The 22,144-nt window shown below is 73.5% G+C and carries 17 protein-coding genes; 15 read left to right on the forward strand and 2 right to left on the reverse strand.

All coding sequences use genetic code 11. The features are described 5' to 3' along the window. Nucleotides 1-3 precede the first annotated feature (3 nt). Nucleotides 4-705 (forward strand): response regulator, encoded by a 702-nt coding sequence (locus SAM23877_RS28675; protein ID WP_053142969.1) that lies wholly within the window; start codon nt 4-6, stop codon nt 703-705. Here SAM23877_RS28675 and lplAB read toward each other — a convergent pair. Then, nucleotides 702-1,766, reverse strand: a complete 1,065-nt coding sequence (gene lplAB, locus SAM23877_RS28680) for a lipoate-protein ligase LplAB (RefSeq protein WP_053139339.1) — start codon at nt 1,764-1,766, stop codon at nt 702-704. The genes SAM23877_RS28675 and lplAB overlap by 4 nt on opposite strands. Before the next feature lie 295 nt (nt 1,767-2,061). Between lplAB and SAM23877_RS28685 the strand changes: the two genes are divergently transcribed. From SAM23877_RS28685 to SAM23877_RS28745, 13 genes are all read left to right on the forward strand, one after another. Next, nucleotides 2,062-3,270, forward strand: a complete 1,209-nt coding sequence (locus tag SAM23877_RS28685; RefSeq protein WP_053142972.1) for a PP2C family protein-serine/threonine phosphatase — start codon at nt 2,062-2,064, stop codon at nt 3,268-3,270. A gap of 323 nt (nt 3,271-3,593) precedes the next feature. Then, on the forward strand, nt 3,594-4,109 hold the full coding sequence (locus tag SAM23877_RS28690; RefSeq protein WP_053139341.1) for an ATP-binding protein: 516 nt from the start codon (nt 3,594-3,596) through the stop codon (nt 4,107-4,109). A 323-nt stretch (nt 4,110-4,432) separates the two neighbouring features. Further along, nucleotides 4,433-6,271, forward strand: coding sequence for a gamma-glutamyltransferase family protein (locus SAM23877_RS28695; protein ID WP_053139343.1), 1,839 nt, complete (start codon nt 4,433-4,435; stop codon nt 6,269-6,271). Nucleotides 6,272-6,354: 83 nt separating this feature from the next. Then, complete coding sequence (locus SAM23877_RS28700; RefSeq protein ID WP_053139345.1) at nt 6,355-7,200, forward strand: inositol monophosphatase family protein; 846 nt, start codon at nt 6,355-6,357, stop codon at nt 7,198-7,200. A 166-nt stretch (nt 7,201-7,366) separates the two neighbouring features. Beyond that, nucleotides 7,367-8,776, forward strand: coding sequence for a phytoene desaturase family protein (locus SAM23877_RS28705; protein WP_053142974.1), 1,410 nt, complete (start codon nt 7,367-7,369; stop codon nt 8,774-8,776). Further along, the gene (locus SAM23877_RS28710; RefSeq protein ID WP_053139347.1) at nt 8,773-9,282 is read left to right on the forward strand and encodes an O-acetyl-ADP-ribose deacetylase; all 510 of its coding nucleotides are present in this window, start codon (nt 8,773-8,775) and stop codon (nt 9,280-9,282) included. The genes SAM23877_RS28705 and SAM23877_RS28710 overlap by 4 nt, the downstream gene beginning before the upstream one ends. Before the next feature lie 122 nt (nt 9,283-9,404). Continuing rightward, the gene (locus SAM23877_RS28715) at nt 9,405-11,003 is read left to right on the forward strand and encodes an ABC transporter substrate-binding protein (protein WP_053139349.1); all 1,599 of its coding nucleotides are present in this window, start codon (nt 9,405-9,407) and stop codon (nt 11,001-11,003) included. A gap of 32 nt (nt 11,004-11,035) precedes the next feature. Beyond that, a complete protein-coding gene (locus SAM23877_RS28720; protein ID WP_053139351.1) occupies nt 11,036-12,004 on the forward strand; it encodes an ABC transporter permease in 969 nt (322 codons plus the stop codon). A gap of 5 nt (nt 12,005-12,009) precedes the next feature. Beyond that, complete coding sequence (locus SAM23877_RS28725; protein WP_053139353.1) at nt 12,010-12,903, forward strand: ABC transporter permease; 894 nt, start codon at nt 12,010-12,012, stop codon at nt 12,901-12,903. Then, on the forward strand, nt 12,900-14,063 hold the full coding sequence (locus SAM23877_RS41450; protein ID WP_053139355.1) for an ABC transporter ATP-binding protein: 1,164 nt from the start codon (nt 12,900-12,902) through the stop codon (nt 14,061-14,063). The genes SAM23877_RS28725 and SAM23877_RS41450 overlap by 4 nt, the downstream gene beginning before the upstream one ends. Further along, nucleotides 14,056-14,715, forward strand: coding sequence for an ABC transporter ATP-binding protein (locus tag SAM23877_RS28735; protein ID WP_053139357.1), 660 nt, complete (start codon nt 14,056-14,058; stop codon nt 14,713-14,715). Before SAM23877_RS41450 ends, SAM23877_RS28735 begins: the two co-directional genes overlap by 8 nt. A 262-nt stretch (nt 14,716-14,977) precedes the next feature. Beyond that, nucleotides 14,978-18,892: a glycoside hydrolase family 2 TIM barrel-domain containing protein gene (locus tag SAM23877_RS28740; protein ID WP_053139359.1), complete on the forward strand. Its 3,915-nt coding sequence runs from the start codon at nt 14,978-14,980 to the stop codon at nt 18,890-18,892. Between the two features lie 40 nt (nt 18,893-18,932). Further along, on the forward strand, nt 18,933-19,811 hold the full coding sequence (locus tag SAM23877_RS28745; protein WP_053139361.1) for a DUF72 domain-containing protein: 879 nt from the start codon (nt 18,933-18,935) through the stop codon (nt 19,809-19,811). Here the strand turns inward: SAM23877_RS28745 and SAM23877_RS28750 are convergent. Next, a complete protein-coding gene (locus SAM23877_RS28750; protein WP_053142976.1) occupies nt 19,792-20,154 on the reverse strand; it encodes an ArsR/SmtB family transcription factor in 363 nt (120 codons plus the stop codon). The two genes, SAM23877_RS28745 and SAM23877_RS28750, sit on opposite strands and share 20 nt — an antisense overlap. Nucleotides 20,155-20,211: 57 nt before the next feature. Here SAM23877_RS28750 and SAM23877_RS28755 point away from each other — a divergent pair, with 57 nt between their 5' ends. Beyond that, nucleotides 20,212-22,137, forward strand: a complete 1,926-nt coding sequence (locus tag SAM23877_RS28755; RefSeq protein WP_174532262.1) for a heavy metal translocating P-type ATPase — start codon at nt 20,212-20,214, stop codon at nt 22,135-22,137. Nucleotides 22,138-22,144: the final 7 nt, after the last annotated feature.

The following is a 22,144-nucleotide window of genomic DNA, read 5'->3' on the forward strand; positions in this document are numbered from 1 at the left end:
GAGGTGCTGCGGGTGGCGCTCGTCGACGACCAGGCGCTGATGCGGGCCGGCTTCCGGGCCCTCCTCGACGCCGAGGAGGGCATCGAGGTGGTCGGGGAGGCCGCGGACGGCGAGCAGGGTGTCGCACTGGTACGGGCGCGGGTGCCCGACGTGGCGCTGGTCGACGTGCAGATGCCGGTGATGTCGGGCATCGAGGCGACCCGACGCATCGCCGCCGACCCGGCCCTCGCCGCCGTGCGCGTGGTCATCCTCACCAACTACGGGCTGGACGAGTACGTCTTCGAGGCCCTGCGGGCGGGAGCGAGCGGCTTCCTCCTGAAGGACACCGAGCCCGCCGACCTGCTCCAGGCCATCGAGGTGGTGGCGCGCGGCGAGGCCCTGCTCTCGCCGTCGGTCACCCGCACCCTGATCGGCGAGTTCGTCGCCCGGCCCCCGGACCGGGCCGGCGCCCCCGGCCTGGACCGGCTCACCCGCCGCGAACGCGAGGTGACCGCGCTGGCCGCGCGCGGGCTCAGCAACGAGGAGATCGCCGCGCACATGGTCATCAGCCCGCTGACCGCCAAGACGCACATCAGCCGGGCGATGACCAAGCTGGCCGCCCGGGACCGGGCGCAACTGGTGGTGTTCGCGTACGAGTCGGGCCTGGTGGAGGCACGCCGCCGGCCCCCGTCCGAGGGGCGAACCCACGGGCCCGGGCCCGTCTAGGGCACCCGCGCCGTCCACTCGGGGGAGCCGAACTTGGCGCGTGCCAGTTCGCGTGCCCGGGCCAGTTCCCCGTCGGTCACCTTGCCCCGGGTCAGCCCGTAGCGACCGGCGAACGAGCCGATCATCCGCTCGATCACGGCCTCGCGCGCCAGCCCGGTCTGCCGGCGCAGCGGATCGACCCGCTTCCGCGCGCTCCTGGTGCCCTTGTCGGACAGCTTCTCCCGCCCGATGCGGAGCACCTCCAACATCTTGTCGGCGTCGATGTCGTACGACATGGTCACGTGGTGCAGCACGGCGCCGGGCCCACCGCCCGGTCCCACGACGCGCTTCTGCGCGGCGCCCGCGATCTTGCCCTGGTCCGTGGCGATGTCGTTCAGCGGCTGGTACCAGGCACGGATGCCCATCTCACCGAGGGCGCCGAGCACCCAGTCGTCGAGGTAGGCGTAGCTGTCCTGGAAGGACAGTCCCTGCACCAGCGCCTCCGGCACGGACAGCGAGTAGGTGATCGTGTTGCCGGGCTCCACGAACATCGCGCCGCCGCCGGAGATCCGGCGCACCACCTCGATGCCGTGACGCGCGGCCCCTTCCGCGTCCACCTCGTTGCGCAGCGACTGGAAGCTGCCGATGATCACCGCCGGGGCGCCCCACTCCCAGACCCGCAGGGTCGGCGGACGCCGGCCCGCCGCGACCTCGGCGGTGAGTACCTCGTCCAGGGCCATGTGCAGGGCGGGGGACTGCGGACCCTCGTGGATCAGCTGCCAGTCGTAGTCCGTCCAGTCCGTGGCGTGCGCGAGGGCCCGGCGCACCGCGACACCGACGCCCTCCGAGGTCAGGCCGTACATCACGGTGCCCTCGGGCAGCGCCGCGTCGATCCGCGCGGCCAGTCCCGCCGCGTCGGTGTCCGCCGGGGCGCCCTCCAGCGCGCCGTTCACGGCGTCCAGGGCCTCGTCCGGTTCCAGGAAGAAGTCGCCCGCCACGCGCACGTGCCGCAGCACGCCCTGCTCGGACTCCACGTCCACGACGACCAGCTTGCCGCCGGGGATCTTGTACTCGCCATGCACGGCTTTCGTTCCCTTCCGGCGCGCGGCACGGGTCATGAGCCGGACGCTCGGACATCGGACAGACGCGCACATACTTCCTCAGGCACTTTAACGCCCGCCCACGACGGGGTCGCGTTCCCCTGGGGCCGTCGGCGGGGGCCGGCCCACCCGTCAGTGATCGAAAAGGAACACTCCTCGCACCGACGGCGACACGGGTGTGGCTCATCGCGTCGGACTCGCGCCCACTCGACAGGCTGACGCGTGTAGGTGCAGGTCGCCGGGCAATCGATGTGGATAGACCGGGGAGGTAGGCGTGCTGAACGGTGAAGGCTTGGGCCTGGACGATGTGTTGCGGGCGGCGGAGGGAGCCGCTCCGGTGGAGTCGGTCGACGTGGTGGCCCGGAACCTGGAGAAGCGGTTCTCGGCTAGGGAGGTCTCCTTCCTGTTCGTCGACATGCTCGGCCGGGAAGCCCTGCGGCTGCCCAGAGCCGGTACGGCGGAACAGGAGCGTGGTGAGCCGGAGAGACTCGAGCTGGCGGGGAGCGTGTACGACCGGGTACTGCGCTCCCAGCGCCTGCACCAGGAGGACGACGGCGAGGGCGGCTGCCGGCTGGTGGCCCCGGTGACCAACCGCGGCGACTGCGTCGGCGTGCTGGAGCTGGTGGTGCCGTACGCGGACGACACGGTCCGCGACGCGGTGGCCCAGGCCGCGCACGCGCTCGCGTACATCGTGGTCACCGACCGCCGCTTCACCGACCTGTACCACTGCTGCCGCCGCACCACGCCCATGTCCCTGGCCGCGGAGATCCAGCACCAACTGCTGCCGTCGGCCGCCTGCTGCGAGGCGGAGCAGTTCACCCTGGTCGGCGGCTTGGTCCCGGCCGACGACATCGGCGGCGACACCTACGACTACGCCCTCGACCAGGACGTCCTGCACCTGTCGATCACCGACGCGATGGGGCACGACACCGCCTCCGCGCTGCTTGCCACGCTGACCGTCAACGCACTGCGCGGAGCACGCCGCGCCGGGCACGGCCTCCTCGACCAGGCGTACGCCGCCCATCATGCGATCACCAGCCACGCGCGGGGCATGACCACCGGACAGCTGCTGCGGGTCCGGTTGGAATCCGGCGACTGCGAGCTGGTCAACGCCGGTCACCCCTGGCCCCTGCGGCTGCGCGGCTCCCGCGTGGAGGAGCTGGCCATGAAGGTCAACATGCCGTTCGGGGTGCCCGCTCCCGTCACGTACCAGGTGCAGCGGCTGCGCCTGGAACCGGGTGACCGCCTGGTGCTGATCACCGACGGTATGCACGACCGCGCCGCGGCCGCGGTCGACCTGCCGGCCCTCATCCACGACACCCGCGACGAGCACCCCCGCGAAGTGGTCCGGGCGTTGACCGCGGCGGTCTACGAGGCGTGCGAGGGCTCGCTGCTCGACGACGCGACCACACTGGTTCTGGACTGGCACGGCAACCGCCGGGAGAGCCGCCGCGGCCGTGGTGCCACCACGCCCGACCCCCGGTGACGTGCGGCCCGAGCCCGCGACGCCCGGTCGGCCCGAGCCCGCGACGCACGGTAGGACAGCCCGCGACGTCCGGCAGGCCAGCCCGCGACGTCCGGTCGGCCCGGCTGCCCGCCCTCGGCCGCCGTCTCCTCGACCGCGTCCACGCTTGCTCCCGGTCAGGGGTGCGCGTCCTGCTCTCTCCCGGTGAGGGATGCGCGCGGGGCCCTGCCGCTCCACCGCCCGGCCGGACGAGCCCGTGCGGCTGCCGGACGACACCGCCGTGGAATAGGTGACCGCATCGCGGGTACCGGTGCGCGGGTGAACGGGGAATGAGGGCGATGCCTGTGGGATCCCATGGCGACGGCGGCGGTCGTGCGGGAGCGAACGCGCACTTGATGCGCGCGGCCTTCGCCCTGGACGGGGACGACGGCTGCATCGCCGACGCCCGGAACCACGCCACCGCCTTCCTGGACCGGGCCCGCGCCGACCACCGCCTGCCGGTGACGGCACGGGCGAGGGACCTGACCCAACTGGTCGTCAGCGAGCTCGTCACCAACGCGCGCAAGTACGCCCCGGGTCCCGTCCTGCTGGAGTTGGGTATCACCGCCGGACGCGTGGACATCGTCGTGTGGGACAGCGACCCCACCGTTCCGACCGCCCGGCCCGCCGATCCCGCCAGGATCGGCCAACACGGCCTGGAGATCGTCAAGGCCGTCACCGAGGATCTGTTCATCGAGCAGGAGCCGACCGGCAAGCGCATCACGGCCCGCATCACCCTGTCAGACCCCCGCCCGCCCGAGGCGCGAGGCCCGCTGAACCGACCGAGGCGCGCGAGGCCCGCTGAGCCGACCGAGACCTGACGCCCGCTGAGCCGCCGAACGGCCCGCCACTCCGCGCGCCGGGCCACGCACCCGCGATCACCGGCACCGGACGACGCCGGGCCCACCCCCCTGGTCCAGGCACTCGCCCGGGTATTCAGCCGGCCCGGCCCGAGGGGATAGCGTCGGTTCGACGCGCCCAGCGGCTCCGCGCGCGGCGGCGGTGGACCTCGCCACCCGGTCAGGGCGGCGGAGGACGAAGGGCGGTGAGGAGGAGACGGCCCCGCACCCCCCACCTCCGGGTCTCCGCGGCGGGTCCCGCTGCCGCACTGGCTCACCGACGTACCCGAACACCGAGGTCAGACATGCGATTCACGACTCGTCCCACCCTGAGCGGCACCTTCGGCATGGTGTCCTCCACCCACTGGCTGGCCTCCCAGTCGGCCATGGCGGTGCTGGAGGACGGGGGCAACGCCTACGATGCCGCCGTCGCCGGCGCCTTCGTGCTGCACGTCGTCGAGCCGCACCTCAACGGCCCCGCCGGCGAGGTGCCGATCCTGCTCGCCCCCGCGGGCGGCGAGGTGCGGGTGCTGTGCGGGCAGGGGGTCGCACCGGCCGGGGCGACGGTCGCGCACTACAGGGGGCTCGGGCTGGATCTCGTCCCCGGCACCGGGCCGCTCGCCGCCGCGGTGCCCGGCGCCTTCGACGCCTGGCTGCTCCTGCTGCGCGACCACGGCACCAAGTCCCTGGCCGACCTGCTGAAGTACGCCATCGAGTACGCCGAGCACGGACACCCGCCCGTGGAACGCTTCGCGGAGACCGTCGAGACCGTGCGGGAACTCTTCGAGACGGAGTGGACCTCGGCGGCCGAGGTCTACCTGCCGGACGGGCGTCCGCCCCGCCCCGGTGAGCCGTTCCGCAACCCCGCCCTCGCCGCCACCTGGAAGCGGCTGCTCGCGGAGACCGCCGGCGCGGGGGACAGGGAGGCGCAGATCGACGCGGCACGGGAGGTGTGGCGCACCGGGTTCGTCGCCGAGGCCCTGGTACGGCAGGCCGGGCGGCCCACCCTGGACACCAGCGGTGAGCGCCACACCGGGACCCTGACGGCCGCCGACCTCGCCGGCTGGTCCGCGACCTACGAGGCACCGGCGACGTACGACTGGAACGGGTGGACGGTGTGCAAGGCGGGCCCGTGGAGCCAGGGCCCCGTCCTGCTCCAGCAACTGGCCCTCCTCCCGCCCGAACTGCCCGCCCACGGCTCCGCCGACTACGTCCACCTGCTGACGGAGGGCTGCAAGCTCGCCATGGCCGACCGGGAGGCCTGGTACGGGGACGCGGACGGTGCGGAGGGGGTGCCGCTCGACGATCTGCTGTCACCGGAGTACAACGCGGCCCGGCGGGCGCTCGTCGGCGAGAAGGCGTCCTTCGAGCTGCGGCCCGGCAGCCCGGGTGGGCGCGTCCCGCGGCTCAGCGCCCACGCGCGCGTGGCGGCCGTGGAGGGCGAGGGCTTCGACGCGCTGGGGGTCGGTGAGCCGACGGTCGCCAAGAGCCCGGCCTCCCCGGTGCCGGGCGAACCGGACGTCACCGCCGACGGGGGCACCCGCGGAGACACCTGCCACCTCGACATCGTGGACCGCTGGGGCAACATGATCTCGGCCACGCCCAGCGGCGGCTGGCTCCAGTCCAACCCCGTCGTGCCCGAACTGGGCTTCCCGCTCGGCACCCGGCTCCAGATGACCTGGCTGGAGGACGGCCTGCCGAACTCGCTCACGCCGGGCCGCCGCCCGCGCACCACGCTCACCCCCTCCATCGCCCTGCGCGACGGGGTGCCCGTCCTGGCGTTCGGCACGCCCGGCGGCGATCAGCAGGACCAGTGGCAACTGCACTTCCTGCTGGCGGTCGCCCTGCGCGCCCCGGTGCGCGGCGGCTTCGACCTCCAGGGCGCGATCGACGCGCCGAACTGGCACAACGACAGCTTCCCCGGGTCGTTCTTCCCGCGCGGCATGCGCGCGGGAAGCGTCACCGTGGAGTCGCGCATGCCGACGGAGGTCGTCGAGGAGCTGAGGCGCCGCGGGCACGACGTGACGGTCGGCGGGGCCTGGTCGGAGGGACGGCTGTGCGCCGTCGCGCGGGACCCGCGGACGGGCGTGCTGTCGGCGGCGGCGAATCCGCGCGGGATGCAGGGGTACGCGGTCGGCCGCTGACCCGAGCCCCGTGTTCGCCCCGATTCCACCTGGAATCCACCACCCGGGTGGGGGCTGTCAGTGGCGCGTGCTCTCATGGAGTCATGATCGAGAGCAACGAAACCATCGACGAGTTTCTCGCCCGGCACGCCGACGACGTGGAGGAGGCCGTCCGCAAGGCGGCCGCCCAGGAGATCATGCCGCGCTGGCGTCGGCTCGCGGCACACGAGGTGGACCAGAAGGCCGGACCGCACGACCTGGTGACGGACGCCGACCGCAAGGCGGAGCTGTACCTCACGGAGGTCCTGGCCGCCCTGCTCCCGGGCTCGGTCGTGGTCGGCGAGGAGGCCGTGCACGCCAATCCCGCGTCGTACGAGGCGATACGCGGCGAGGCACCGGTGTGGATCGTCGACCCCGTCGACGGCACGCGGCAGTTCGTGCACGGCGACCCGGGCTTCTGCACGCTGGTCGCGCTCGCCCACCGCGGAGTGGTGCACGCCTCGTGGACGTACGCCCCCGCCCTGGACCGACTCGCCACGGCGATCCGTGGCCGGGGCGCCTACCTGGACGGCGAGCGGCTGTACGCCGGTCCGCCCGAGCCCGGCCGCGACCTGCGGGTCGCCACGTCCCACCCGGACTACACGACGGACGAGCAGAAGCACGCCCTGACCGGCCTGCGCACCCCGGGCGTGGCACCCCGCGCCTGTGGCTCGGCCGGCCTGGAGTACCTCGCCGTCGCCCGCGGGGAGTCCGACGCCACGGCCTTCTCCTGGGAGGCGGCCTGGGACCACGCCGCGGGCCTGCTCCTGGTCGAGGAGGCGGGCGGCACCCACCTGACCCGCACGGGCGAGCCCTTCCGCGTCACGGGCGACAACGACCTGCCGTTCACCGCGGCCCGCGACGCGGCCACGGCGCGCCGGGTGGTGGCCCTGCTGTCGGGCGAGGCCTGATCCCCGGCCCGGCCCCGCCACCCGTCCCTCCCACGTGCCCTCCGCCTCCCTCCCACGTCCCTTCCGCGTCCCTCCCGCCCCACCCGCGACCGCGGGCTGTCGGACCCCGGGCATATCCTGATCCCGAGTGGCCATCGGCTGACGAAGGAGTCCGAAGGTGCCGTCGATGCTCGATGCGGTCGTAGTGGGTGCGGGGCCGAACGGACTGACCGCTGCCGTGGAGCTGGCCCGCCGCGGCTTCTCGGTGGCCGTGTTCGAGGCGCGGAGCACCGTCGGCGGCGGGGCGCGCACGGAGGAGCTGACGCTGCCGGGCTTCCGGCACGACCCGTGCTCCGCCGCACACCCGCTCGGCATCAACTCGCCCGCCTTCCGCGCCCTGCCCCTGGAGCGGTACGGGCTGCGGTGGCTGCACGCCGGGCTGCCCATGGCGCATCCCTTCCCGGACGGCTCGGCCGCCGTGCTGTCCCGGTCGGTCGGGGAGACCGCGGCGTCCTTCGGAGCGCGTGACGCGGGCGCCTACCGCAGGCTGGTCGAGCCCTTCCTCCCCAGGTGGGACACGCTCGCCCGCGACTTCATGTCCCTGCCGCTGACCGCACTGCCCCGCGATCCGGTGACCCTGGCCCGCTTCGGGCTGGCGGGCCTGCCCCCGTCGACGTGGCTGATGCGCCGCTTCCGGGACGAGCGGGCCAAGACCCTCATCGCCGGCCTCGTCGCGCACGTCATGGCCCCGCTGGGCGGCTTCGCCACCGGCGCCATAGGCCTGGTCTTCGCCCTCGCCGCGCACGCCCGCGGCTGGCCCGTGGCCCGCGGCGGCTCCCAGGCCATCTCCGACGCGCTCGCCGCCTACCTCAAGGAACTCGGCGGCACCGTCCACACCGACTACGAGGTCAAGCGCCTCGACGACCTGCCGCCCGCCCGCGCCTACGTCTTCGACACCTCGCCCACCGCCCTGGCCCGCATCGCCGGCCTCGGGAACCACTACGCCGGCTACCGGTACGGCCCCGGCGTCTTCAAGATCGACTACGCGTTGGACGGCCCCGTCCCCTGGACCGCCCGGGAGGCCCGCATCGCGGGCACCGTGCAGGTGGGCGCCGACAGCGCGGAGATCGGCGCCGCGCTGAACGCGGCCTCCCGGGAGGGCCGCGCCCCCGACCCGCCGTTCCTCATCACCGTGCAGCCCAGCGTCGTCGACCCCACCCGGGCACCGGAGGGCAAGCACGTCTTCTGGGCGTACGGCCACGTCCCCAACGGCTGGACCGGCGACCTCACGGACGCCATCGAACGCCAACTGGAGCGCTTCGCCCCCGGTTTCCGCGACCGCGTCCTCGCCCGCGCCACCGCCGGCCCGCCCGAACTCGCCGCCCGCAACGCCAACTACGTCGGCGGCGACATCGCCTCCGGCGCGATCTCCGGCCTCAAGATCATGCTGCGGCCCAAGCTGTCCCTGTTCCCGTACGGCACCCCGCACCCGGCGGTCTTCATCTGCTCCTCCGCCACGCCGCCGGGCCCCGGAGTGCACGGCATGTCGGGGCACAACGCGGCGAAGGCCGTCTGGCGCAGACTGCGGCAGACATGACCGCCCTCACGCTGGTCCGGGGCGACATCACCCGCGAGAGCGCGGACGCCATCGTCAACGCGGCCAACAGCTCGCTGCTCGGCGGCGGTGGCGTCGACGGCGCCATCCACCGGCGCGGCGGCCCCGCGATCCTCGCGGCGTGCCGCGAGCTGCGCGCGGGGCACCTCGGCAAGGGGCTGCCCACCGGCCGGGCGGTCGCCACCACCGCGGGCGAACTGGACGCGCGCTGGGTGATCCACACGGTCGGCCCGGTGCACAGCACGACCGAGGACCGCTCCGCCCTCCTCGCCTCCTGCTACCGCGAGTCCCTCCGCGTCGCCGACGAACTCGGCGCCCGCACGGTCGCCTTCCCCGCCATCTCCACCGGCGTCTACCGCTGGCCGATGGACGACGCGGCCCGCATCGCCGTAGAGACGGTCCGCACCACCGACACGTCCGTCACGGAGGCGCGCTTCGTCCTCTTCGACGACCGCGCGTACGAGGCGTTCGCCGCACGCATCGGCTGACCGGCCCTCGAGCCGGCCGTCACTTCCTCCGTCCCACCCCTGGATCCTTTCCCACCTGGCTTGACGCTTCAATTGCGACTGATGTGCAATAACCCCGCACCATCAACAAGCGTGGGGGAGACATGACAACCCGTCGGATCCGTCCGATACGAAGTGCCGCCGTCGTGGCGGCGTTCGCCGCGGGCGTCAGCGCCTGCTCCGCGCCCGGGGGAGGGAAGGGCGACGACGCCGAGGCGGCCGAGTCCGTCGTGATCGGCGTGGCCTCCGAGCCGGACACCCTGAGCCCGCTGCTCGGCTACGGCAAGGACGGCAACTCCAAGATCTTCGACGGGCTGCTCGCCCGCGACACCGACCTCAGACTGAAGCCGGCCCTGGCGACCGCGTTGCCGAAGATCGCCGACGGCGGCCGGACGTACACGTACACCCTGCGCGAGGGCGTGAAGTTCAGTGACGGGGAGCCGCTGACGGCCCGGGACGTGGTCTACACGTACCGCACCGTTCTCGACGCGAAGACCAACAACACCGCCCGCAGCGAGCTGGACGCCGTCCAGGACGTCCGCGCGAGCGGCGACGACACCGTCGTCTTCACCCTCAAGTACCCGTACGCGGCCTTCGCCGCCCGCACGGTGCTGCCCATCGTCCCCGAGCACGTCGCGGGCGGACAGGACCCCAACACCGGCGACTTCAACACCAAGCCCGTCGGGACCGGCCCGTACGTCCTGGCCGGCTGGAGCAAGGGCGAGAAGCTCACCTTCAAGGCCAACCCGCACTACTGGGGCGGCGAGCCCGCGGTGAAGTCGTTCACCACGGCGATCATCGCCGACGACAACGTGCGCGCCACCCGCCTGCGCTCCGGCGACCTCGACGGCGCCGTCCTGCCGCCCAACCTCGCCGCCACCTTCAAGGACGACGACGGCCGCCGCACCTACGAGGCGAAGTCCTACGACTTCCGGGCCGTCACCCTGCCCACCACGGGCGAGGTCACCGGCGACCGGGCCGTCCGCCGGGCCCTGGACGCCGCGGTGGACCGCCGGGCCATGGTCGACAAGATCCTCGACGGCGCGGGTCGGCCCGCGTACGGGCCGCTGCCCGCCGACGACCCCTGGTACGCGCGGGGCATCGAGCGCCCGCACGATCTCGCCGAGGCCAGGCACATCCTCGACGAGGCGGGCTGGAAGCCCGGTTCCGGCGGCGTCCGCGCCAAGGACGGACGGCGTGCCTCGTTCACCCTGTACTACCCCTCGGGCGACAAGGTCCGCCAGGACCACGCGCTCGCCTACGCCTCCGACGCCAAGAAGGCCGGCATCGAGGTGAAGGTCGAGGGCGCCACCTGGGAGGTCATCGAGCCGCGCATGAAGCACGACGCCGTGCTCGCGGGCTTCGGCAGCGTCGGCGACCCCGACTTCGGCCTCTACACCCTGCTGCACTCCTCCCTCGCCAACGACGGCTTCAACAACATGGCCGGCTACGACAACGCGGCGGTGGACGAGGCGCTCGACGCCGGGCGGCGCACTCAGGACCCGAAGAAGCGCGAGGCGGCCTACGACGAGATCCAGCAGGCCCTGGTCGAGAACCCCGGCTACACCTTCCTCACCCACATCGACCACCTCTACGTCCTCACCGACCGCTGGAAGGGTCTGACCACCCAGCTGGAGCCGCATGAACACGGCTTCGCGAGCGGACCCTGGTGGAACATCGAGGACTGGCAGCCCAAGAAGTGAACCGGTCTCCCCGGCGTCTGCCCTGGGGGGCGATGGCGCGCCTCGCGGGACGGCGGGCGCTGTTCGCCGTCCCCGTCGTCCTCGTCGTCACCTTCGGCGTGTTCGCCATCGCCGCCGCCTCCCCGTTCGACCCCGTCAAGGCGTACGCCGGCACCGCCGCGCTCGGCGCCGACCAGGAGACCCTGGACCGGCTGCGGGACAACCTCGGTGTGGACCAGTCCTTCGTCGTCCGCTGGTGGAACTGGCTGACCTCGGCGCTCACCGGCGACCTCGGCCACTCCGGTGTGCTGCGCCAGCCGGTCGCCCAGGTGATCGGCGAACGCCTCGTGTGGTCCGCGCTGCTGTGCGCCGTCGCCTTCGCGGTCGCCGTCCTGGTCGGCACGCTCCTCGGAGTGCTGGCCGCCCGCCGCCCCGGCTCGATGCTCGACCGGGCCGTCACCTCGGTCGCGTACACCCTGGAGGCGGCGCCGGTCTTCTGGATCGCCCTGCTCGCCGTGTGGCTGTTCGCCCTCCAGTGGGACGTCCTGCCGGCCGGCGGGCTGACGGACACCGCCAGCGAACAGGTCACCCCCGGCCAGGTCGCGAGCCACCTCGTGCTGCCCGCCGGCGTGCTCGCCGTCTCCCAGCTGCCCTGGTTCACGCTCTACGTGCGCCAGGGTGTCGGCGACGCCCTGGCCGAGGACCCGGTGCGCGGCGCGCGGGCCCGCGGCATCGGGGAGGGCACCGTCCTGTTCGGACACGCCCTGCGCTCGGGGCTGCTGCCGGTACTCACCCTGATCGGCTCCCGCGTCCCCGAACTCATCACCGGCGCCCTGCTGGTGGAGAGCGTCTTCAGCTGGCCGGGCATCGCCGCGGCCACCGTCGAGGCGGCCACCGCCGTCGACTTCCCGCTGCTGGCCGCCCTCACCACCCTCGCCACCGCCGCCGTACTCGCCGGCAACCTGCTCGCCGACCTGCTCTACGGACTCTTCGACCCGAGGGTGAAGCTCAGTGAAATGTGAGTCCCATGGCTGAGATCACAGCCGAGAAGACGGCACGGCCCACCGTGTGGCGGACCCACGGCACCGACCGCCGCTCCACCCGCACCCTGCGCCTGCGCACCTCCGCCGCGCTGCTGGCCGTGACCGTCCTCGCGGTGCTGCTCGTGCCGCCGCTGGTCCAGCTCGACCAGCAGGCCGTCGACCTCGCCGCGAAGTTGCGGCCACCGAGCTGGGCGCACCCGTTCGGCACCGACGACGTCGGCCGCGACCTGCTGCTGCGCTGTGTCTACGGCCTGCGCGTCTCCCTGCTCGTCGGGGTGGCGGCGGCCCTGACCGCGACGGTGGTCGGCACCGCCGTGGGCGCCACCGCCGGAGTGCTGGGCGGCTGGGTCGACCGCGGCGTCATGCGGGTCGTCGACACCATCGCCTCCGTGCCCCACCTGCTGCTCGGCATCTTCATCGTCGCGATGTTCCGGCCGGGCGTCTGGCCGGTGGTGGTCTCCGTCGCGCTGACCCACTGGCTGTCCACCGCGCGCATCGTCCGCGCCGAGGTGCTGTCCCTGCGGTCGCGGCCCTATGTCGACGCGGCCGTCTCGGGCGGTGCCTCCCGGTGGCGGGTGGCGGTACGGCACCTGCTGCCGGGCGTGCTGCCCCAGGCCGCGCTGGCCGCCGTACTGATGGTGCCGCACGCCATGTGGCACGAGTCCGCGCTGTCCTTCCTCGGGCTGGGGCTGCCCACCCACACCGCGAGCCTCGGCAACCTGATCCAGGAGGCGCGGGGGTCGTTGCTCGCCGGGCACTGGTGGCCCACCCTCTTCCCGGGCCTGTTCATCATCGTCCCGACGCTGGCCGTCGCCGGTCTCGCGGGCGCCTGGCGGGAGCGGATCAACCCCCGCCGCCGATCGGAGCTGATGCTGTGACCGAGCGAGCCCCCGTGCTGTCCGTACGCGGTCTGTCGGTGCGTTTCCTGATGCCGGGCGGGCGGAGCGTCGCCGCCGTCACCGACGCCCACTTCGACGTGGCGGCCGGCGAGTGCCTGGCCCTGATCGGCGAGAGCGGCTGCGGCAAGTCCGTCCTCGCCTCCGCCCTGCTCGGCCTGCTGCCCGGCAACGCGCGGATCGCGGGCAGTGCGCTGCTCGGCGAGCTGGACCTGCTCACCGCCGACGAGCGGACCTTCGCCCGCACCGTACGGGGCCGGCTGATCGGCCTCGTTCCGCAGAGCCCGGCCGCCCACCTCACCCCGGTCCGCACGATCCGCTCCCAGCTGGAGGAGACGGTCGCGCAACTCACCGCGGTCCGCGGCCGAGCGGCCCTGCGCGAGGCCGCGGAGGCCGCCGCCGAGCGGGCCGCGTTCCCCTCGGACCACCTCGACCACCATCCGCACGAACTCTCCGGCGGCCTCGCCCAACGTGCGGCCACCGCCCTGGCCCTGGTCGGCGACGCCCCGCTGCTGCTCGCCGACGAGCCGACCACCGGACTCGACCGGGACCTCGTGGACCGGACGGTCGACGAGCTACGACGACATGTCGACAACGTGCGCGACGCCACCGGAGACATCCGCGACACCACCGGAGACTCCCGCGACGCCACCGGAGACATCCGCGACACCACCGGAGACATCCGGGACAACCCCCGCACCGTCCGTGAAACCACCCGCACCGTCCGCGGCACCACCCACCCCGGCAAGGCCGACGGCCCGCTCGGCAAGGCCGGCGGCCCGGACGGTCACCGGGCCCTGCTGATGATCACCCACGACCTGGCCGCCGCCGAACGCATCGCCGACCGGATCGCCGTCATGTACGCGGGGCGCATCGTCGAACTGGCCGACGCCGCCGACTTCTTCGGCACGCCCGGCCCCCGCCACCCCTACAGCCGTGGGCTGCTGGACGCCCTGCCCGAGCGGGCGTTCACCCCCATCCCCGGGCTGCCGCCCGAACTCGGCGCCCTCCCCGACGGCTGCGCCTTCGCCGTCCGCTGCGAGCGGGCGTCGGATTCCTGCGCCACGCTCCCGCAGCTGACCGGCACGGTCGCCTGTCATCACCCGCACGCCGTGCTCACGGAGGCCGCCGACCGTGCTTGAACTGACCGACATCACCGCCGGGTACGACAGGAACACGCCCGTGATCCGGGGGATTTCCCTGTCGGTCGCGCCCGGGGAGGCCGTCGGACTGCTCGGCCCGAGCGGCTGCGGCAAGTCCACCCTCGCGCGGGTGGCGGCCCTGCTGCACCACCCCGACGCCGGCACCCTGGTGGTCGACGGCACCCCTGTACGGCGCTGGCGCCACCGAGCCCCGCGTGAGCAGCGCACCGCCTTCGGTGTCGTCTTTCAGCAGGCCCGGCTCTCCGCCGACCCCCGGCTCGCCCTCACCGACCTGATCGCCGAACCCCTGCGCGCCACCGGCCGCCGGGCGGGGATCGCCGACCGGGTCCGTGAACTGGCCGCCACCGTGGGGCTGACCACCGACCTGCTGGGCAGGCGTCCGCACGAGGTCAGCGACGGGCAGCTGCAACGCGCCTGCCTCGCCCGCGCCCTGGTGCTGCGCCCGCGCTGGCTGGTGTGCGACGAGATGACGGCGATGCTCGACGCCTCGACCACCGCCGCCCTGGTCCGGGTGGTGGAGGACTACCGCGCCGCCACCGGCGCGGGCCTGCTGGCCGTCGGGCACGACCGCGTCCTCCTCGACCGCTGGTGCGACCGCACCGTCGAATGGGCCGCTCTGGCGCGCTCCTGACGACGCCGGAGCGGGTGCGTGCCGACCGTGCCCACCCTGTGGCCGGTCTCGCGCGGGCCGCGTGTCCGGAGCGCAGCCCTGCCGTTGCCTCTCAGGAACCAACAAAGTCCGACGGGGTAATTGATTCGGTTGTGTTCGGGTCCTAGGGTGTGCCTGACTCAGTAGTCGCCGCGTCACCGGCAGTTGTGCCCCATTCCCACCTCAACTGCTGTCACAGCACCGTGTGTTGAGCCGCCCCCGAAGCCCACGGAAGGCCACGGTCATGCCGCACCCGCCCGTGTCACCCGCCGCACTCCCGGCCCCCCGCCCCCGCCCGCTCGTCAGCCGCCGACGCCTCCTGGAGGGCGGCGCCGCCGTCCTCGGCGCGCTCGCCCTGTCCGCCCCGCCCGTCGCGGCGCGCGCGGCCGGCCCGCGGGCGGCGGCCGACGAGCCCCCGGAGTGGGAGGACTTCGGCGTCTTCCGGCTCGGCACCGAGCCGCCGCACACCACGCTCATGCCGTACGCGGACGTGAGAGCGGCCCTCGCCGCAGACCGGACCCGCTCGCCGTACCGGATGAGCCTCGACGGCACCTGGAAGTTCGCCTACGCCGACCGCCCCGAGGACCGGGACGCCGACTTCCACCGCACCGACACCGACGACGGCGACTGGGAGAGCGTCCCGGTGCCGTCCGTGTGGCAGCTGCACGGCCACGACTTCCCGATCTACCTGAACATCACGTACCCCTACTGGGGCCCCAACGGCCGCGGCGAGGACCCGCAGCCCCCCACCGCGCCGACCCGCTACAACCCGGTCGGCCAGTACCGGCGCACCTTCACCGTCCCCCGCGACTGGGACGGCCGCCGCACCTTCCTCCACTTCGAGGGCGTCAAGTCCGCCCACTACGTGTGGATCAACGGCGAACTGGTCGGCTACGACGAGGACTCCTACACACCCTCCGAGTACGACATCACCGACCACCTGAAGCCCGGCACCAACCAGATCGCCGTGGAGGTCTACCGCTACGCCGACGGCGACTGGCTGGAGGACCAGGACATGATCCGGCTGAGCGGCATCTTCCGCTCGGTCTACCTGTACTCCACGCCGGCCGTGCACCTGCGGGACTTCAAGCTGGACACCCCGCTGGACGACACGTACACCGACGCCGAGCTGGCGGTCACCGCGAGCGTACGGGCCTACGGCGAGGGCGCAGGCGCGGGCCGGTACACCGTGGAGACCCAGCTCTACGACGCGCGCGGCCACGCCGTCTGGTCCCGCCCGCTCCAGCAGGCCGCCGACCTCGGCACCGTCGGCGCCGGCCAGGACGTCACCGTCCGGGCCGCGAAGGCCGTACCGAGGCCCAGGCTGTGGTCGGCCGAGCACCCGAACCTCTACACGGCCGTCCTGCGCCTGCGGGACCCCGCGGGGAAGGTCGTGGAGACCCTGTCCCACCGGGTCGGCTTCCGCGAGTTCGCGCTCAAGGACGGGCTGATGCGCATCAACGGCAGGCCCGTCTCCTTCCGCGGCACCAACCGGCACGAGATGCACCCGGACCGGGGCACGGCCCTCAGCCGCGAGGACCTGGTCGAGGACATCAGGATCATCAAGCGGCTCAACATGAACAGCGTCCGCACCTCGCACTACCCGAACAACCCGCTGTGGTACGAACTCGCCGACGAGTACGGCCTCTACCTCGTCGACGAGACCAACCTGGAGACCCACGGCATCCGCGAGGAGTACCCCGGCGACCACCCCGAGTGGACCGAGGCCTGCGTGGCCCGCGCCCAGAACATGGTGCACCGCGACAAGAACCACGCGTCCGTCGTCATCTGGTCGCTCGGCAACGAGGCGGGCGGCGGCAGCACCTTCACCGCCATGCACGACTGGATCCGCTCCTACGACCCCACCCGCGTCATCCAGTACGAGGGCGACGACCGCCCCGGCATCAGCGACATCCGCTCGGAGATGTACGACACCCCGCAACGCGTCGAGCAACGGGCCAAGGACACCTCCGACACCCGCCCGTACGTGATGATCGAGTACGCCCACTCGATGGGGAACTCCACCGGCAACTTCAAGAAGTACTGGGACGTCGTCCGCGCCCACGACGTGCTCCAGGGCGGCTGGATCTGGGACTTCGTCGACCAGTCGCTGACCTGGCCGGTCCCGGAGCGCACCCTGCTGACCGAGGCGGGGCCGTACGGGCTGCGCGGCGAGATCCTCGGCGCCTCCGGCACCTTCGAGCGCGGCAAGGGCCTGTCCGGCGGCACGGTCTTCGCCCGCGACGAGGGCCTCGACCTCACCGGCTCGCTGACGCTGGAGGCCTGGGTCACCCCGCACGTGACCGGCTACCACCAGCCGATCCTCACCAAGGGCGACACCCAGTACGCGCTGAAGCAGAACGACCGGACGCTGGAGTTCTTCATCCACTCCGGCGGCCAGTGGATCACCGCGACCTGGACGGTGCCGGAGGACTGGACCGGCCGCGAGCACCACATCGCGGGCGTCTTCGACGCCCAGGCCGGCACCCTCACCCTCCACGTCGACGGAGAGGTGCGGGCGACCCGCACCACCGACCGCCGGCCCACCGGCAACACGGCCTCCCTGGCCCTCGCCACCGACGCCGACAACCAGGTCCGCGAGTTCAGCGGCACCATCCGCCGCGCCCGCGTCCACGCCCGCGCCCTCACCGCCGCCGAACTGGCCGAGGACGACCGGGGCCCCGGCGACGAGGGGGTGCGGTTCTGGTTCGACGCGCAGACCGTGGAGGTCGAGCGGAAGCGGCCGAAGGAGAAGAACTTCTTCGCCTACGGCGGCGACTGGGGCGACAACCCCAACGACGGCTGCTTCGTCGCCGACGGCGTCGTCCTCGCCGACCGCGGCCACACCGGCAAGGCCGCCGAGGTCAAACGCGTCTACCAGGCCGTCGGCGTCGAGCCCCGCCCCGGGGAGGCGGGCGCGGTCACGCTCGTCAACGAGTACCTCTTCACCAACCTGCGCGAGTTCGACGGCCACTGGGAACTCGTCGCCGACGGCGAGACGGTGCGGCGCGGACGGCTCACCCGCCGGCAGCTGGACGTGGAACCGCTGTCCAGCAAGGACATCACGGTGCCCGTACGGCTGCCGGACGACCCGGCGCCCGGCACCGAGTACTTCCTCCAGCTGTCCTTCACCACCAAGGAATCCGCACCCTGGGCGAAGGCGGGCTTCGAGGTGGCCCGTGCGCAGCTCGCCCTCGACGCCGACGTCCGCGTCGTGACGCCCGTGCCGCTGGACCGGGTGCCGGCCCTGCGCCACCGGGACGGCGACGACGAGGTCACGGTCGACGGCCGGGGCTTCTCGGTGACCGTCGACAAGCGCGCCGGCACCCTCACCTCGTACGAGGCGAAGGGCAGGCGGCTGATCACCTCCGGGCCCGTGCCCAACTTCTGGCGCGCGCCCACCGACAACGATCACGGCAACGGCCAGCACACCCGCAACCAGACCTGGCGCGACGCCGGTGCCCGGCGGAAGGTCACGGACGTCACCGTGCGCACCCTGGGCGACCGGGCCGTCGTCATCGAGGTCGCCGGCACCCTGCCCACCACCGTGGAGTCGACGTACACCACCACGTACACGGTGTTCGGCAACGGCGAGATCAAGGTCGACAACACCCTGCACCCGGGCGCCGCGAACCTGCCGTACATCCCCGAGGTCGGCACCCTGCTGTTCCTGCCGCGTGGCCTGGACCGGCTGCACTACTACGGCCGGGGCCCCGAGGAGAACCACTGGGACCGCAACACCGGCACCGACGTCGGCCTCTACTCCGGGACCGTCGCCGAGCAGTGGACGCCGTACATCCGCCCGCAGGAGAACGGCAACAAGACCGACGTCCGCTGGATCGCCCTCACCGACCGCCACGGCGTCGGCCTGCTCGCCTCGGGTGAGCCCCTGCTGGAGGCCAACGCGTCCCACTTCACGCCGGAGGACCTGTCGGCGGGGGCGCGGCACGACTACCAGCTCACCCCGCGGGACGCCGTCGTCCTGAGGCTGAACCACCGGCAGATGGGGGTCGGCGGTGACAACAGCTGGGGCGCGCACACGCACGACGAGTTCAAGCTGTTCGCCGACCGGGACTACTCCTACACCTACCGGCTGCGCCCGTTGACGGACGTGGGGGAGGCGATGGCCGCCTCGCGCCGGCCCACGGCGACCGGATGACCCGGGGATGAACGGGGAGTCCGGGGCAACCCGGACCCCCATGAACGACGTACTGGTGGGAGCCTGTTCCTGGACGGACCGCCAACTGGTCGCGAGCGGCTGGTACCCGCGCGGACGACGGGACGCCGAGGGGCGGCTGCGGCACTACGCCTCGCGGCTGCCCGTCGTCGAAGTGGACGCCGGCTACTACGCGTTGCCGAGCCGGCGCAACGCCGAGCTGTGGGTGGAGCGCACACCGGAGGGGTTCCGTTTCGACGTCAAGGCCTTCTCCCTGCTGACCGGCCACCCCACGCGCGTGGAGGCGCTGCCTCCCGACCTGCGCGGGGCCGACCCCGCCGCCCTGAGGCGCGGACGGGCGGGCGAGGGCCTGCTGGACGAGGTGTGGAGCCGCTTCACGGAGGCGCTCGAACCGCTGCGCAAGGCCGGGCGGCTCGGCACCGTGCTGTTCCAGTTCCCGCCATGGTTCGCGCCCGGTCCCGATGCCGAGGCGGCGCTCGAGGCGTGCGCCCGGCGCACGGAGGGCTGGCCGCTCGCCGTGGAGTTCCGGCACCCGCAGTGGTGGGCGCCGCGGCGGGCGGACACCACCCACGCGCTGCTGTCCGCACTGGGCGCGTCGGCGGTCGGCACCGACATGGCCCAGGACCTGCCCGCGTCCCTGCCGCCGGTCGCGCCGGTCACCCGGCCGGCCCTGGCCGTCGTCCGCTTCCACGGGCGCAGCCGCGCGTGGGGGAGGGGGAGCAAGGAGGAGCGCTTCCGGCACGACTACTCCGCCGCCGAACTCGCCGCCTGGGTACCCCGCCTGCGACGCGCCGCCCGGCAGGCGGACGAGCTGCACGTGCTCTTCAACAACTGCTGCGCGGACGCCGCCGTACGCGCCGCCGAGACCATGCGGGAGCTGCTCACTCCGCCGTGTCGCTGATGCCCAGCCGCAGGTGTTCCACGTGGTACACGGCCTGGTCGAGCAACTCGGCGACATGGTGGTCGTGCAGCGCGTAGACCACCGACCGGCCGCGGCGCTCACCCACCACGAGGCCGAGGTTGCGCAGCAGCCGCAGCTGGTGCGAGCAGGCCGACTGCTCCATGCCGACCTCCGCCGCCAATTCGGTCGCGGGCAGCGGGCCTTCGCGCAGACGGGCCAGGATCAGCAGCCGGGAGGGCGTGGACAGGGCCTGGAGCGTGGTGGCGACCTTGGCGACGTTGTCCGCGTCCAGCCGCACGCGTGCGGTGGCGTCCTGCGCGGTGGTGGCGGCTCCGTGACCCATGCGGTTCATCCTACCCACCACACATGAACGCATGAAGGAGTCTTCATTCGTTCCTGTATGGTGTCCGGCGTGTCCACCACGCTCGCCCCCACCCGGCTCCCCGCGCCCGTCCACCGGGCCCCCCGCCGCCGCACCCGCGTCCTGGCCCTGCCCGAGGCCCGCTGGGCGCTCGCCTCGCTGCTCGCCTTCCTCGCCGCACTCCCGCTCGACCTCGGCTCCGCCCCCGCCTGGACGTACGGCCCGCTCTACGCCCTCGCCTACGCCGCCGGCGGCTGGGAGCCCGCGCTGGAGGGCCTGCGGGCGCTGCGCGAGAAGACCCTGGACGTCGACCTGCTGATGATCGTCGCGGCACTGGGCGCGGCGTCCATCGGGCAGGTCCTCGACGGCGCCCTGCTCATCGTCATCTTCGCCACCTCCGGCGCCCTGGAGGCCCTGGCCACCGCCCGCACCGCCGACTCCGTGCGCGGGCTGCTCGACCTCGCGCCCACCACCGCCACCCGCCTCGACGGAGAACGCGAGGAGACCGTCCCGACCGCCGAGCTCGCCGTCGGCGACCTGATCCTGGTCCGTCCGGGGGAGCGGATCGGCGCCGACGGCCCGGTCGTCGGCGGCACCGGCGAGGTCGACCAGGCCACCATCACCGGTGAGTCCGTCCCCGTCCTCAAGCGCCCCGGCGACGACGTCTTCGCCGGCACCCTCAACGGCACCGGCGCGCTGCGCGTCCGCGTCGCGCGCGACCCCGCCGACTCGGTGATCGCCCGAATCGTCACCCTGGTCGAGGAGGCGTCCCGCACCAAGGCGCCGACGCAGCTGTTCATCGAGAAGATCGAGCAGCGCTACGCGATTGGCGTGGTCGTCGCCACCCTCGCGGTCTTCGGCATCCCGCTCGCCTTCGGCGCCGACCTCACGGACGCCCTGCTGCGCGCCATGACCTTCATGATCGTCGCCTCGCCGTGCGCGGTGGTCCTCGCGACGATGCCGCCCCTGCTGTCCGCCATCGCCAACGCGGGCCGGCACGGCGTCCTGGTGAAGTCGGCGGTCGCCATGGAACGCCTCGGCGAGATCGACACCACCGCCCTCGACAAGACCGGCACCCTCACCGAGGGGACCCCCGAGGTGACCGCCGTACGCCCGCTGACCGGATCCGGGCTCGACGAGGACGCCCTCCTCGCGCTCGCCGCCGCGGCCGAGCACCCCAGTGAGCACCCGCTGGCCCGCGCGATCGTGGCCGCCGCCCGCGCCCGGGACCTGCCCCTCGCGCCCGCGGCGGACTTCACGGCGACCCCGGGCCGGGGTGTGACGGCCGTGGTCGAGGGCCGCACCGTGCACGTCGGCCGCGCCGAGACCCCCGAGGGCGCCGACACCACCGTCCGGGTCACCCGCGACGGCACCCCGGTCGGCACCCTCGCCCTCGCCGACCGCCTGCGCGCCGACGCCGCCGGGGCCACCGCCGCGCTGACCGCCCTCACCGGCACCGCCCCCACCCTGCTCACCGGCGACAACGCCCCGGCCGCCGCCCGCGTGGCCGCCGCGACCGGCATCACCGACGTCCGCGCGGAGCTGCTGCCCGAGAACAAGGCCGAGGCCGTACGGGAGTGGGAGCGGGCGGGCCGCAAGGTGCTCTTCGTCGGCGACGGGGTCAACGACGCTCCCGCGCTCGCCGCCGCGCACGCCGGCCTCGCCATGGGCCGGGCCGGCTCCGACCTGGCCCTGGAGACCGCGGACGCGGTCGTCGTGCGCGACGAGCTGACGGCCGTACCCGCCGTCGTGCGGCTGTCCCGGCGCGCCCGAGGGCTGGTCGTCCAGAACCTGTTCATCGCGGGTACGTGCATCACCGTCCTCGTGCTGTGGGACCTGATCGGACATCTCCCGCTGCCCCTGGGCGTCGCCGGGCACGAGGGCTCGACCGTGCTGGTCGGTCTCAACGGGCTGCGGCTGCTGCGCGAGTCGGCGTGGCGATCCGCACCGGCCCAGGAAGAGTGACGTCCAT

The organism is Streptomyces ambofaciens ATCC 23877 (assembly GCF_001267885.1).
Classification (GTDB): domain Bacteria; phylum Actinomycetota; class Actinomycetes; order Streptomycetales; family Streptomycetaceae; genus Streptomyces; species Streptomyces ambofaciens.

Excerpts from the sequence above, each read along its gene's own strand:
- SAM23877_RS28710 (WP_053139347.1), top strand. The coding sequence starts at position 8,773 with ATGACCGCCCTCACGCTGGTCCGGGGCGACATCACCCGCGAGAGCGCG.
- SAM23877_RS28725 (WP_053139353.1), top strand. The coding sequence starts at position 12,010 with ATGGCTGAGATCACAGCCGAGAAGACGGCACGGCCCACCGTGTGGCGG.
- SAM23877_RS28695 (WP_053139343.1), top strand. The coding sequence starts at position 4,433 with ATGCGATTCACGACTCGTCCCACCCTGAGCGGCACCTTCGGCATGGTG.
- SAM23877_RS28745 (WP_053139361.1), top strand. The coding sequence starts at position 18,933 with ATGAACGACGTACTGGTGGGAGCCTGTTCCTGGACGGACCGCCAACTG.
- SAM23877_RS28720 (WP_053139351.1), top strand. The coding sequence starts at position 11,036 with ATGGCGCGCCTCGCGGGACGGCGGGCGCTGTTCGCCGTCCCCGTCGTC.
- SAM23877_RS28715 (WP_053139349.1), top strand. The coding sequence starts at position 9,405 with ATGACAACCCGTCGGATCCGTCCGATACGAAGTGCCGCCGTCGTGGCG.
- SAM23877_RS28755 (WP_174532262.1), top strand. The coding sequence starts at position 20,212 with ATGGTGTCCGGCGTGTCCACCACGCTCGCCCCCACCCGGCTCCCCGCG.
- SAM23877_RS28700 (WP_053139345.1), top strand. The coding sequence starts at position 6,355 with ATGATCGAGAGCAACGAAACCATCGACGAGTTTCTCGCCCGGCACGCC.
- SAM23877_RS28740 (WP_053139359.1), top strand. The coding sequence starts at position 14,978 with ATGCCGCACCCGCCCGTGTCACCCGCCGCACTCCCGGCCCCCCGCCCC.
- SAM23877_RS28750 (WP_053142976.1), bottom strand. The coding sequence starts at position 20,154 with ATGGGTCACGGAGCCGCCACCACCGCGCAGGACGCCACCGCACGCGTG.
- SAM23877_RS28705 (WP_053142974.1), top strand. The coding sequence starts at position 7,367 with ATGCTCGATGCGGTCGTAGTGGGTGCGGGGCCGAACGGACTGACCGCT.